The organism is Pedobacter kyonggii, from assembly GCF_004310665.1.
Lineage (GTDB): Bacteria > Bacteroidota > Bacteroidia > Sphingobacteriales > Sphingobacteriaceae > Pedobacter > Pedobacter kyonggii.
The window spans coordinates 54,034-67,563 of the sequence record NZ_SIXF01000012.1 but is presented as its reverse complement, the minus strand read 5'-3'; the positions used below and the strand labels follow the sequence as shown (position 1 = coordinate 67,563).

General features: G+C 39.0%; 14 protein-coding genes. 7 read left to right on the top strand and 7 right to left on the bottom strand.

From position 1 onward, the window contains the following. Positions 1-3: 3 nt before the first annotated feature. The 5 genes from EYS08_RS13720 to gltX all read right to left on the bottom strand — a co-directional run bounded on the left by EYS08_RS13720 (position 4) and on the right by gltX (position 7,752). Entirely contained in the window at positions 4-375 is a 372-nt protein-coding gene (locus EYS08_RS13720) for a response regulator (protein WP_131030583.1), read from the bottom strand. Positions 376-391: 16 nt separating this feature from the next. Further along, positions 392-3,976 (bottom strand): response regulator, encoded by a 3,585-nt coding sequence (locus tag EYS08_RS13715; protein WP_131030582.1) that lies wholly within the window; start codon positions 3,974-3,976, stop codon positions 392-394. A gap of 18 nt (positions 3,977-3,994) precedes the next feature. Beyond that, positions 3,995-5,128, bottom strand: a complete 1,134-nt coding sequence (locus EYS08_RS13710) for a hybrid sensor histidine kinase/response regulator (protein ID WP_131030581.1) — start codon at positions 5,126-5,128, stop codon at positions 3,995-3,997. A 105-nt stretch (positions 5,129-5,233) separates the two neighbouring features. Then, positions 5,234-6,076, bottom strand: a complete 843-nt coding sequence (gene ypfJ / locus EYS08_RS13705; RefSeq protein WP_108197129.1) for a KPN_02809 family neutral zinc metallopeptidase — start codon at positions 6,074-6,076, stop codon at positions 5,234-5,236. Positions 6,077-6,243: 167 nt separating this feature from the next. Continuing rightward, the gene (gene gltX, locus EYS08_RS13700; RefSeq protein ID WP_131030580.1) at positions 6,244-7,752 is read right to left on the bottom strand and encodes a glutamate--tRNA ligase; all 1,509 of its coding nucleotides are present in this window, start codon (positions 7,750-7,752) and stop codon (positions 6,244-6,246) included. A 222-nt stretch (positions 7,753-7,974) separates the two neighbouring features. On the opposite strand from gltX, the gene EYS08_RS13695 reads away from it, so the two are divergent. The 3 genes from EYS08_RS13695 to EYS08_RS13685 are packed head-to-tail and all read left to right on the top strand — an operon-like array spanning position 7,975 to position 10,085. Then, positions 7,975-9,183: a sensor histidine kinase gene (locus EYS08_RS13695; protein ID WP_131030579.1), complete on the top strand. Its 1,209-nt coding sequence runs from the start codon at positions 7,975-7,977 to the stop codon at positions 9,181-9,183. Next, a complete protein-coding gene (locus EYS08_RS13690; protein WP_131030578.1) occupies positions 9,164-9,673 on the top strand; it encodes a DinB family protein in 510 nt (169 codons plus the stop codon). The genes EYS08_RS13695 and EYS08_RS13690 overlap by 20 nt, the downstream gene beginning before the upstream one ends. Beyond that, positions 9,663-10,085: a hotdog fold thioesterase gene (locus tag EYS08_RS13685; protein WP_131030577.1), complete on the top strand. Its 423-nt coding sequence runs from the start codon at positions 9,663-9,665 to the stop codon at positions 10,083-10,085. The genes EYS08_RS13690 and EYS08_RS13685 overlap by 11 nt, the downstream gene beginning before the upstream one ends. Before the next feature lie 131 nt (positions 10,086-10,216). On the opposite strand, the gene EYS08_RS13680 is transcribed toward EYS08_RS13685, so the two are convergent. Next, complete coding sequence (locus EYS08_RS13680; protein WP_131030576.1) at positions 10,217-10,582, bottom strand: DUF6249 domain-containing protein; 366 nt, start codon at positions 10,580-10,582, stop codon at positions 10,217-10,219. Positions 10,583-10,722: 140 nt separating this feature from the next. Here EYS08_RS13680 and EYS08_RS13675 point away from each other — a divergent pair, with 140 nt between their 5' ends. After that, entirely contained in the window at positions 10,723-11,289 is a 567-nt protein-coding gene (locus tag EYS08_RS13675) for a Crp/Fnr family transcriptional regulator (RefSeq protein ID WP_131030575.1), read from the top strand. Positions 11,290-11,359: 70 nt separating this feature from the next. Beyond that, positions 11,360-11,680: a DMT family transporter gene (locus tag EYS08_RS13670; RefSeq protein ID WP_057931064.1), complete on the top strand. Its 321-nt coding sequence runs from the start codon at positions 11,360-11,362 to the stop codon at positions 11,678-11,680. Between the two features lie 352 nt (positions 11,681-12,032). Here the strand turns inward: EYS08_RS13670 and EYS08_RS25745 are convergent, their stop codons facing one another. Beyond that, complete coding sequence (locus EYS08_RS25745; protein ID WP_165456456.1) at positions 12,033-12,173, bottom strand: hypothetical protein; 141 nt, start codon at positions 12,171-12,173, stop codon at positions 12,033-12,035. A gap of 222 nt (positions 12,174-12,395) precedes the next feature. On the opposite strand from EYS08_RS25745, the gene EYS08_RS13665 reads away from it, so the two are divergent. Both EYS08_RS13665 and EYS08_RS13660 read left to right on the top strand, forming a co-directional pair. Then, positions 12,396-12,977 (top strand): RNA polymerase sigma factor, encoded by a 582-nt coding sequence (locus EYS08_RS13665; RefSeq protein ID WP_131030574.1) that lies wholly within the window; start codon positions 12,396-12,398, stop codon positions 12,975-12,977. Then, positions 12,974-13,456 carry an anti-sigma factor family protein gene (locus EYS08_RS13660; protein WP_131030573.1) on the top strand — a complete coding sequence of 161 codons (483 nt, stop codon included), beginning with the start codon at positions 12,974-12,976 and terminating at the stop codon, positions 13,454-13,456. The genes EYS08_RS13665 and EYS08_RS13660 overlap by 4 nt, the downstream gene beginning before the upstream one ends. The last annotated feature ends 74 nt before the right edge of the window (positions 13,457-13,530 follow it).

Genomic DNA, 13,530 nt, shown 5'->3' with positions numbered 1-13,530 from the left:
CTTTTATTTTGTAAAATTTTCGATTTGCATTAATAACTCGTCAACATTTATTGGTTTTGAAACATAACCCGATGCGCCTGCGCTTAAGCAACGTTCCTTATCGCCAACCATGGCCTGGGCAGTTACCGCTAATACAGGGATATTCTGCATTTTAGCTGATTTTTTCATCGCTGCAATAGCCTGATAGCCGTCCATATCCGGCATCATCATATCCATTAAAACGATGGCAACATTGTCGTGTTTCTCCATAACAGCAAATCCCTCCTGGGCACTTATAGCAGATAAACAATCGAAACCTTTGGCCTTTAAAACAGCTTTTAAAGCAAAAATGTTTCGGTTATCATCATCAATTATGAGAATTAATTTTTGAGGCATAAAAATAAAAAATGGTTTATGATTTATGATGATTTTCGTATAACCAAACTCTTAATAACGATATCAACTGATCCATATCTACTGGTTTGCTGATATAATCGGATGCACCTGCAGCAATACACTTTTCGCGATCGCCCATCATGGCTTTTGCCGTAACGGCCAAAATAGGCAGGTTCCGATATTTGATATCCTGCCGGATGGCTGTTGTAGTTTCGTAACCGTCTAGTTCTGGCATCATCATATCCATTAAAACAACATCAATTTCAGGGTTTTCATTTAATAGCTTGAGGGCTTCCTTACCATCGGTAGCTGCTACCACTTTCATCTGGTGCTGCTCTAACATTTTGGTTAAGGAGAAGATATTACGCACATCATCATCTGCTACAAGAACTGTTTTACCAACCAATACATCCTGTAATTCGGAAAACTTTTTAGGTGTTTTGCTTTTCTCCTTGCTTTTTTCTTCTACCAGATGAAGGAACAAACCTGCTTCATCCAAAATACGTTGATAAGAATGCGCCGTTTTTACAACAATGGAATCAGCATATTGCTTGATGCGGTTTTCTTCTCCCTTCGAGAGGTTTTTACCTGTGAAAATGATGATCGGTAAATTCTCCAAACCAGGTGTTTTCTTTACCACTTCAAGGGTTTCGTAAGCGTGTTTATCAGGAATACCCATATCCAAAATCACGCAGTTGACCTCCGGTTTATGCAGGGCAGAAACACCTTCGTTTACCTGGTTAACAATTTCTGTCTGGATATTAAAATTGCTTAAAAAATAACTTAATGCCTTAGCATGCTGTTCATTTTCTTCTACAATAAGTACCTTTTTAGGGTGACGGCTTAAGGCATGCTCTAGTTTTGAAAATATCTCTTGCATGTGCTCAAAGGCAAAAGGTTTATTTATAAAATCTACCGCACCTTTTAACAAACTTTCTTTCTTAACCTGTAAAGAAGACATGATGTGCACTGGAATTGGACGTGTTGAAGGGTCCGATTTCAGCTCTTCCATTACCTGCCAACCATCTTTAACAGGCAATTGGATATCGAGTAAAATGGCAAGCGGCTTAAAGGTTTTCGCCATTTCAATACCCGCATCGCCACGAACGGCCACCAAACCTTTATAATTTCTTTTTCGGGTAAAATCTAAAAGTGTTTTGGCAAAAGGGGTATCGTCTTCAACAATTAAAATTACCTTGTCATCAGGTTGAATATTATCTCGGTCATCTTCAATCTCTTGCGGAATATTTTCGACTGTTAAGTGGCTCACTTTTTTTACCGGAGCCTCTAAAGCCATTACAGGCTTCTCTACATGAGGTACAGCGCCATCAAAACCTTTATTTCTATCAATGGGCAAGGTAAGCGTAAAAATACTTCCTTCGCCCTCTGTGCTTTTTAAATCAATATATCCACCCAATAATTTAGCCAGCTCTCTACTAATTGAGAGCCCAAGGCCTGTGCCCCCAAATTTACGACGCGTAGAGCCGTCGGCCTGTTGAAAAGCTTCGAATACCATGCCTTGCTTTTCCGGTGCAATACCTACGCCCGTATCGGTAACTTTAAATACCAGCGCCCCTAACTTTTCATTTTTATCAATATTTAGTGTTACAGCACCTACGGTAGTAAATTTAATAGCATTTGATAGCAGATTTTTAATAATCTGCTCCAAGCGCATTTTATCGGTATGAAAAAACTCAGGAACTTCTGCCGATTTTTCGATAACAAAATTTAGGTTCTTATCTTTAGCCAAAGGATTAAACAGCGAACGCATGTTAAGAATAATCTCATCAACCTTAATATTTGCCCGATCGAGTTCCATTTTGCCTGCTTCAATTTTAGAAAGATCTAAAATTTCGTCTATTAAACTTAAAAGACCCTGACCTGAACTTTGGATAACCTCTGCATATTCCTGATGCTCGCGATCCATAGCCTCATTTTCGGCCATTAATCTTGATAATAACAATATCGAATTAAGTGGTGTTCTTAACTCGTGCGACATATTGGCCAAAAATTCTGATTTGTACCTCGTACTCAGTTCTAAAGCTTCCGCTTTTTGCTGAATTTCTATATTACGCTCTTCAATCAGTTCATTTTTTTCTTCCAATAAACTGCTTCTTTCTTCCAGTTCCTGGTTGCTTTGCAACAATTCTTCTTGCTGTACACGTAATTCTTCTTCACTCGCCTGAAGTTTCTGTGCCTGTGCTTCGAGCTCTGCATTTAAGCCTTCTAACTCATTGTGCTGAACCTGCAACTCTTCTGATTGTGCCTGTGTTTCTTCTAATAACTGCTGAAGCTTTTGTCTGTTCTGTGCGCCCAACAGTGCAGTACCCACATCAGATAAAACCAAGTTTAAAAAGTGTAACTGTAGGTCACTGTATTTACCGATAGTGCCTAATTCTAAACCGCCTATTGAAATTTCATTTCTAATAATTGGAAGTACAATTAACTGTGCTGGTTTAATATTCCCGGTAGCGTGTGTAATGGTTAATTCACTCTGTGGAACATCATCCAATAATATTGGCTTACCTGTTTTAACCGCCTGACCAATTAAGCCTTGGCCAAGTTCTATGGTTTGGGTTAGATTTTGTCCTTGCAAAGCATATTGCCCTTTTAAATGCAGGTATCCATCATCCTTAAATAAATAAAGGGCACCAATCTGGCTTTTGGTATAATTGGCCAAAAACTCTATAATATCTTCTGCTAAATGGAAAACATCTTTTTCGCCAACCATTTTTACGTTTAAGTTAGCTACACCAGTTTGCAGCCATTCATTTTCTTCTAAAGTATCGAAAGATTTTTTTAATGATGATGACATTGCATTTAGCGATTCGGAAAGCTCGCCAATCTCATCCTGGGTTTGGCTATCGATTTTTATACCATAATTACCATTAGAAATTTGATAGGCAATTTCTTTAATGGCAACAATACGTTTTTCCATCTCGTGTTTTTTATCTTCAATTTCCTGTTGAAGTTTAACACGTTCATCGAAATCGATTGATACTCTCCGGTAAAAAAACAACGTAATCAGAATGGCTAGTATTGCTGCAATTAAAATCAGTATCGGGGTATAGGCTGTAAGTTTATTTAATTCGTTGGTTCTTTCTTCAAGCAGTCTTTTCTCTTCGGTTATAATTTTGCTTACAATAGATCTGGCCTCATCCATATATACCTTGCCCTGAAACAAAACCGTAGGATCAATAACACCGCCTAAAGTTTTAATCTCTACGGTCGATTTAATGATATCCATTCTTTTAAAAAGAATATTTTTAAGTGCTGCTATGTTTTTTTGCTGAACGCTGTTATCCTTGGTATCGAGTTCAACTTTCTTTAGTATCAAAGCGGCCGAATCGCTGGCCCCATAATAAGGTGTTAAAAACACCTTGTTTCCGGTTAATAAAAAGCCCCGCTGACCAGTTTCGGCATCTTTTAAATAGGATATAATATTCTCAGAATTTAAAATAACTTCATCGCTGTGTTTAACCAGGTCGGTGCTTTTAATAAGGTTGCCAATACTTACATAAGAGGCAAGTGAACTGATAAATAGAATAATTAGCGATAAGCCAAGGCCTAAACGTAAATTATTTTTAAGAGTTGTTTTCATTATATGGATTAAGGATAATTAAATTTGATTTTTAAGGATTTCCTCTTCTGTAGTAGGGATAATAAAATAAAATTCAGAACCCTCATCCGGCACACTGTTTACCCCGATTGTGCCGCCGTGGCGGTTAATAATTTCCGAACAGATATACAAACCTATTCCCAGGCCATTAAAGCGGTTACTGTTATCTTCTACCCGATAAAATTTATCAAAAATTTTGTGCTGCTGCTCTTTTGAAATACCAATACCAAAATCTTTTACGGCCAGATAAAGTTTTCCATCTTTGATATTCGTGGTTACATTAACCTGATTGGTACCTGGAGCATATTTAATGGCATTCGTAATAAAATTGATCACCACTTGCTCCAAGCGCATTTCATCACCAAATATCATTTCATCTGTTTTGCCCAGTTTGCTGATTTTAAAATCTGGATTAGATTGCTGCAACATCTCGATGGCATTGTTTACCATGTTATCAGCATAAAAACTTTTCATGTTAAACTTCATCTTTCCACTTTCAATTTTTGAGATATCGAGCAGATCGACAATTAATTCGTTTAGTTTTTCGAGCTGGGTACTCGCTTTTTCGAGATGGTTTTGGGCCATGGTTTTATCATCTCTGTTAAGGCTGCGCTGCAGCAACTGAATATAACCTTTTACACTGGTTAAAGGTGTTTTTAGCTCATGACTGGCAATGCTGATAAATTCGTCTTTTTTATGTTCGGCCTGTTTTCGGAATTCGATTTCTTCAAGCAATTTTTCCTGCACCTCGTTTAGTTTTCTATTCTGCTCGTAAATGCGATAAAACGTTTTTATTTTAAGGAGCAGCACATTAATATCAACGGGCTTGGTTATGTAATCCAGTCCACCGCTCAGGTATCCTTTGGTAATAAATTTTAACTCTGTATTTACAGCAGAAAGAAATATAATGGCGGTATCTTTCGCCTTACTAAAACCCGAAATGGTTTCGGCTACCTCGAAACCATCCATATCTGGCATTTGTACATCGAGAATAATCAGGACATAGTTATTTTTTAAAACTTTTTTCAGCGCTTCTTCGCCAGACGATGCGGTATCAACCTCAAAACTGTGTGCCTGTAATACTTTCTGTAACGAGATCAGGTTTTCGGGCCTGTCATCAACTATAAGGATCATCTTTTATTAAAACAAATAAGAAGCCGGGATAATTATGCTTGGTTTTGAGATAAAAACCTCATTAACTGTAAACAAACAATGCGCTGTAAAAAAAGTTTTGATTTTTTATAAATTGTTTGAATTAAAAGTATCGCCCTGTCTAATATCTCCTGTTTCGAAGCCTTTTTTAAACCAATACATCCGTTGTGCGGAGGTTCCATGGGTAAAAGAATCTGGCTGAACATCACCAGTAGCCTGTTTTTGCAACTTATCATCACCTATGGCATTGGCAGCAGTTAATGCTTCTTCTATATCTCCTTCATCCAATTTAAAATCTTTAAGGTTTTGGGCATTGTGCGCCCAAAGTCCAGCAAAAAAATCGGCTTGTAGCTCTAATTTCACCGATAAGCGGTTATATTCTTTTTCGCTCACCTGACCACGTGCCCGATCTAGTTTTTCCGAAATCCCCAATAAATTTTGCACATGATGGCCTACCTCATGTGCAATTACATAAGCCTGTGCAAAATCTCCGGCAGCACCGAAACGATTTTTTAAATCGTCGTAAAATGATAAATCGATATAAACTTTATGGTCGCCGGGACAGTAAAACGGACCTACGTTGGCTCCTGCATTGCCACAAGCGGTTTGCACTGCTTCTCTAAATAGTCTGAGCTTAGGATATTCATACTGTTTGCCCATCGCCTGAAATTCTTTATCCCATACTTGCTCTGTAGATTCTAATACACCCGCTACAAACTGTGCCTGTGGATCGTTAGCCGGAACGCCCTGCTTAACTTCTTCTGTACCTGTAGTAGCAGGAAGTTGACTAACCAGGCCTGTTAAATCTTTACCAAAAATTAGGCCGAGCACCACAATTATTATACCTACACCGCCACCAAGGATGGTTTTCCCACCGCCGCCACTTCTTCCATCTTCTACATTATTACTGCCTTTACCAAACCATTGCATAATTTACTTTTTTAGTTTAATGAATAACCTTAATTATGGGACAATTGTTATACTAAAGTATAAATTATTTTTATTGATTTATTCTTTTGGATTATTGCGAAAAAAAAGAAGCCAGGTTTTTAAACCTGACTTCCCCGTATGATCTTCTTGCATTCGCAGAATGAATGCTAACTATTAAAAACAGCAATTGCTTTTGCTATCCTTGCTTTAGTTTCTGTTATCCCCAACAACACAGCAATATCAAAAACACCGGGCCCAAATTTACCGCCCACCAGCATAATGCGGAAAGGCAACATCAATTCGCCTGGCTTAAAGCCTTTTTCTTCGGCCAAGGCTTTAAAAGCTGCTTCGGCAGTACCCGCATCGGTTAATGTTAAACCATCAGCAAAAGCATTAAAAAAATCAGCTTTTTCGGCTGTCCATTTTGGTTTTACCGAGTTTACATCATATTCTGCCGGCGAAGTAAAAAAGTAACTGCTCTGTGCCACAAAATCAGGCAATAAAGTACAGCGATCTTTAATTAAACCAATAACGGTATTTAAAAATGTATCAGCATTAACTTCAATACCCGCTTTTTCCAGCTCCGTTTTAACGCTCGGCGCCAGACGCTCGGCACTCTCCGCCTTGATCCACTCATGGTTATACCATTTGGCTTTTTCGAAATCGAATTTAGCCCCTGCCTTACTGATTCTTTCTATTGAGAATTTTTCTTCCAGCTCTTTTAACGGGAATAACTCCTGATCGGTACCATCATTCCAGCCTAAAAGTGCCAGCATATTGATAAAGGCTTCGGGCATAAAACCCATTTCTTTAAATCCTTTGGTTACATCGCCAGTTTTAGGATCGGTCCAGTTCATGGCATAAACCGGAAAACCTAATCGATCGCCGTCACGTTTACTTAATTTTCCATGTCCATCTGGCTTTAAGATTAAAGGCAGGTGTGCCCATGCAGGCATCTCCGCTTCCCAACCTAAATACTTCCAGAGTAAAATATGAACCGGTGCCGAAGGCAACCATTCTTCTCCCCTAAAGGCATGAGTAATTTCCATTGCCCTATCATCAACCACAACAGCTAAATGGTAAGTTGGCATTCCATCAGCTTTTAATAATACTTTATCATCAACCAACGAGGTTTCGAAGCTTACATCACCACGGATTAAATCGTTAAAATGTACAATTTCATCGGCCGGTACTTTAATACGGATAACATGTGGTGTTTTGGCCGCCAATAACTCTTCAACCTCACTAATGGTAAGGGTTAACGAATTGCGCATCTGCATACGTGTGGCCTGCCCGTATTGGAAATTTGGAATTTCTTTACGTTTAGCATCTAAATCTTCCGGGGTATCGAAGGCGTAATAAGCATAACCATCGCTAATTAACTGTTCAGCAAATTTACGGTAGCTGGGTTTACGTTCGCTTTGGCGGTACGGGCCATAAGCGCCGGGATTGCTCGGACTTTCATCGGGTGTAATGCCGCACCAATTTAAACAGTTAACGATATATTCTTCGGCGCCTTCTACAAAGCGGTTTTGATCGGTATCTTCTACTCGAAGTACAAAAGTTCCATTATTTTTTTTGGCAAATAAATAATTGAACAAGGCAGTGCGCACACCACCTAAATGCAAACCTCCGGTTGGGCTTGGGGCAAATCTTACTCTAACTTTCTTATCCATAATTGGTTTGTTGAGCGCTTGGCGTTAGGCGTTGGGCGCTCTAGCGCTTACCGCTCTGCGCAAAACGCAAGACGTTGCAAAGATATGTTTTTCATCCATTTTATAGTGTTTCATCTGCGATGAAGCTATTATACATTCGAAATGATTGCTTTAAGGTTTTTGAAAAAGCATAATGGTTTTATGTTTTTTCCGTTTTGTTATTGTAATTTGGCTAGCTAAAGCATGAATCCTTATCAAAAGAAACGCCGCTGGAAGTTTTTCCTTCTCATTTTTGCCATCTTAATTGGCATTGCCTCAGTATTTTACACCGATTCTTTTGTAAAAAAAATGGAACGCGAAGAGGCAGCCCAGTTTCATCTTTGGGTGAAAATTCAGGAAAGGGCCATGTTTCTTTACGATAATGACGATTATCGTGCAATTGTAGAAACGGTACGCGCAAACACAAAAACACCTGTAATCATGATCGATTCTGCAGGCATGATCAGCTCTTTTTTCGGTTTGGACAGCACTAAAACAAATTATCCTACTGCGGACACTAAGCTGACTTACGACAGTTTATATTTTGTAAGGCAATTAAGGCAGATGAAAGCGCAGCATCCACCTGATGAAATGAATTTTTTCGGCAAAAAATTTAAGGCATACTATCGCGACTCTTTCATTTTAACACAACTGAGGTATTTTCCATACATCCAAATGGGTGTTATCTTCCTTTTCCTTTTAACAGCTTATGCAGCATTCAGTTCTGCCAGGAAAGATGAACAAGACCATGTTTGGGTAGGTTTGGCCAAAGAAACGGCTCACCAGCTGGGTACGCCAATATCATCACTCATGGCCTGGACAGAATTGATGAAATCTAAATTTGATGCAGAAGATGATCCGCTGATTGCCGAAATGGAAAACGATATTAAGCGTCTGGAAATTATTACCGACCGTTTCTCTAAAATTGGTTCTAAACCTATACTCGAAGATCATACGGTTTACATTGTAATCAGCGATTTTATCCGCTATTTTAAAGTACGTACCTCGGATAAGGTTAAATTCAGCATTACCGGTGATGAGCAGGTGAGGGCGATGTTAAACGTTCCATTATTTGATTGGGTGATTGAGAACCTATTAAAAAACGCAGCAAACGCCATCGAAAACGAAGGGTCGATCTCTATTAACATTATAGAAAATTTAGCCAAAGAACAGGTATTTATTGATGTGAGCGATACCGGAAAGGGTATTCCACGATCTAAGTTCGATGCGGTTTTTCAACCAGGCTATACTACACGTAAACGCGGTTGGGGTTTAGGTTTATCACTTACCAAACGTATTGTAGAAAATTACCACAGTGGAGAAATTTTTGTAAAAGACTCTGAACTGGGTAAAGGCACAACTTTTAGAATAATATTAAAAAGCAGTTTAAGATATGAACCGACCACAGCCTAACGAATATCCAACTTGGGGCGAAACCTATATCAGTAAAGTAGATCGAGATATTTTCGAAATTTTAAACGATCAGATGCTAAGTCTTCCGGCCTTGTTTAGGGCAAATGCCGATAAAGCTGATTACGCCTATGCCGAAGGTAAATGGACACTGAAAGAAATGTTAGGCCATATTATTGATGCTGAACGTGTTTTTGCCTTTCGCATTACCTGTTTTTCCCGAAAAGAGCAGCAGCCTCTACCAGGTTTCGAGGAAGATGACTATGTAGCTAATGCCCGCTTTGCCGAGCGCGATCTGGAAGATCTGATTGAAGAGTTTATTGCGCTGCGTAAAGCCAATTTATACCTTTTTAAATCTTTAAACGAAGAAGAACTAAACAGAAAAGGAATTGCTTCGGGCAGGGAAATTAATGTAAAATCTATTTTATTTATTGTGGGTGGCCATATTATGCATCATGTTTACATCTTAAAAGAACGTTATCATGTGGTTTAAAAACTTTACGGTGGATGAGCTGAACAATCGCCCTAAAAATCATTTAGGTGCGCTGCTCGATATCCGTTTTACCGAAATTGGCGAAGATTTTATTATTGGAACCATGCCTGTTGATGAACGTACACATCAACCTGCAGGGATTTTACACGGTGGCGCTTCGGTAGTTTTAGCCGAAACCCTAGGTAGTATTGCCTCTTATATGTGTATAGATCCTGAGAAGTATGTAGCTGTGGGTTTAGAAGTAAATGCCAACCATTTACGGCCGGTAAAAAGTGGCTTGGTAAAAGGCATTTGCAAACCTTTGCATGTTGGAGCCAAAACCCAGGTTTGGGAAATCAAAATTTACGATGAACGCGGAAAAATGAACTGCATTAGCCGTTTAACCGTAGCTATTATTAACAAACCACTGTAAATGTGCCGTCAGATGTTACCATCTGACAGTTACTTAAATCCAAAAGCAAGTTATCTAATGCCGACGACATAAGAATCGAGAGAAGTCAAGTTTAATGGCCAAAGCACTATGAAAACTTGACTTCTCTGATATTAAAGCATCTTATTATTATCCAGCCATTTCTTCTCTACAAGGTAAGAAACAATTAAACCCAGTCCGCCGAAAATTCCGATGAAACCAAAGTAAATGGCTACCGATTGTCCTTGCTCACTGTGAGTCATGTCGCTTCCGAATACTCCCCTAACGGTAAAGAGTGCTATCAGCAAACCAATTCCTAAACCCACCAACAGCAAACCGAACTTTAAACTTAAAAACGGTTTTGGTGTAGCCTTATGCACACCGGGATCGATTCCCCTTTCGATCATTGCCATTTTCTCTTTGTTTGATAGGTAGCGGATTCCGAATACCATTGCGAATGCACCTAAAAAAAGCGAGATTGGGACTAATATACCTTCCATGATTATAATTTTTTTTAATTTGTAAATATTCTATTGTTTAAATTGAACCGTGTTCTGTGTATTATGACTACACACTTTTAAATCAGGTTACACTCTTGCTGGAAAAAAATCGATAGCTTTATCAAAAGCTAAAAATCCCGTTGTACAGTCAGTTAAAAAATATAGAAATCTTTAAGCCGCTCAGCAATGAAGCTTTAGAAAAGCTAGCTGCTGTTTCTAAACGGGTAGAACATCAGAAAGGAACGATTTTAATTTATGCCGATAAAATAGAGCCTTATTTCTATATCCTCGAAAGTGGTATTGCCAGAGCCTATTCTGACGGCGAAAACCAGCAGATAACCTTTTGGTTCGGACAAAGTGGTGCCGTTCTTTTTTCTTTTAACAGCTATATTAATAATGGTCCGGGGTACGAGAACATTGAGTTATTGGAAAACTGCAGTTTAATTCAAATCAGGCTAACCGATCTTTTTTCGCTTTACGATCAACATTTAGAAATTGCCAATTGGGGCAGAAAAATCGCAGAACAGGAGCTAATTGCTACTGAAAGAAGATTAATTGACCGGGCTTTTAAAGGTGCAGCAGAGCGATATCAGGATTTTCTAGATCAATCTCCCCGGCTGATTAAAAGCGTAGCCTTAAAACATATTGCCTCATACCTGGGTGTAACACAGGTTACCCTGAGCAGAATAAGAGCAGCTCATAAATAAAATTCATTTTTTAACATTTGTAAAATGTTGCCTAATAAATGTGCCTTAAATTTGCAGAAACACATTTATTATGAACTGGATTATCTTAATTATTGCGGGCCTTTTTGAAGTTGGCTTTACCACCTGTCTTAAATTATCGAACAATTTTTCGAATATAAAATGGAGTACGGCTTTTTTTGTCTGTATTATTTTGAGTTTCTTATTGCTAAATAAAGCAACCCAAACTTTACCCATGGGAACTGCCTATGCTGTTTGGACGGGTATCGGTGCCGTAGGAACAGTAATTATCGGCATTTTTTATTTCAATGAACCAGCAACCTTTTGGCGGATATTTTTTATCTGTACGCTTATAGGTTCCATTGCAGGATTGAAGTTCTTTGCTTCACATTAGCGATCGCTTGCGAAGTTTAATTATATTCGTTAGCTGGTGAGCAAAAAAATGGTTGATTCCTTTTTTTGGAGCGCAATGCCTGTGCAGGTAATTAAGTTCGTGCCCGTGTTGCGCTTGTACGCTTTCCCGAAAAATCGGGATTCCTCTGTCTGCCGGGTACCGCTTCACCCGGGGCTAAATGGCTAAAACAGCATTTCATTTTTAGGGTTGCAGGGTGCACGCACGCTGTTCGTAAACCTGATGGCTGCGGCAGCCCCGAAGCATGAGGGCTACAGCGAACAGCAGGACTGCAATCTCCAATGAAAAACCGCCCTTTTGTTTCCAATCAATAAAAAATTATATCGCCTATCTATCAAGTAATTTCCTTTTGAAGCGCAGTGCCTGTACAAGAAAGTAAATCTATTCCCGTGTTGCGCTTGTACGCTTCGGCTTCGTTCCTCAGCCTGCAGGGTAACACTTCACCCAGGGCTAAATGGCCAAAACAGTATTTCATTTATAGGGTTTTCAAGGCGCCACAACTTTGTGCATAAACCTGATGGCAGCGGCAGCCCGAAGCATGAGGGCTATAGCGAACAGCAGGACTGCAATCTCCGATAAAAAACTGCCCTTTCGTTTCCAGAAAAACAATTTTACATTCTTCATCTGGCTATAATAATTCCCTTAATTATGTTTCACGTGTAACCTCCTTATCTTTAATGTAGTCTTATTGCTAAACATGGAGCAAAAACTTACAGATTTAGAGCTGATCGAGAAGGTATTGAACGGCGAAACCGATCAGTATGCTTTGTTGGTAAAACGCCATCAGCGATTTGTATTTACGCTTGCTTTAAGGTTTTCGAAAAACAGGGAAGATGCCGAAGAAATTGCTCAGGATTGCTTTGTAAAGGCATATAAAGCACTAGGTACGTTTAAACAAACGGCTAAATTTAGTACCTGGCTGTACACGATAACCTATACTACCGCCATGACTTTTTTAAGGAAAAACCGTTTAGATACCACATCAATACATGATGAAGGTACCGTTTTACAACTCGAAAACCAGACCTCCAGCTTTAACGCAAATGGTTACGAGCGACAGGATAGCCATGCTTTTTTAAATATTGCCATTAACCAGCTTCTACCAGACGATGCCGCTATTATTACGCTATTTTATAAAGGTGAACAGAGTTTAGATGAAATTGGCGAAGCGCTGCACATGGAACCCAATACTATAAAAGTAAAGCTGCACAGGGCTAGGCAAAGACTTAAAGAAAAATTACAATATTTGTTAAAAGATGAAGTAAAGGAGTTACTATGAACACAATAGAACAACAGCTTTGGGATTATATTGATGGGAATTTGGATGATTCTTCAAAAAAAGCCATCGAAGAAAAAATTGAATCGAATGCTGAGCTTAAATCGCAGTACGAGGATCTGCTAAAGCTTAATTTAGTTTTTAATGAGATCGATCTTGATGAACCTTCCATGTCTTTCAACAGGAATGTGATGGAAAGTATTGCTTTAGCTCCTGCCCCGGTAGCGATGAAAACCAAGGTCGATAAAAAGATTATTTACAGCATTGGGGGCTTTTTCGTGATCTCGCTACTCGCCTTATTGGGTTATGTGTTTTATAACGCTAACTTCGAAATGCCTCAATTCGATTTGAAGGTGAATTTGGATTTCAATTTAGAGAAATACATTACACCTACCGCCATTTATGCCTTTCTTTTTGCAGATCTGGTGATCGGATTAATTTTTCTCGACCAGTTTTTAAGGAAGAAAGTTGCGCAGAAGTAAGAACGCTTAAATTGCTCCCGCAGATCAAATTGATTTACGCAGATTTATGCTCATCTGCACTTTTCCCGAAATCT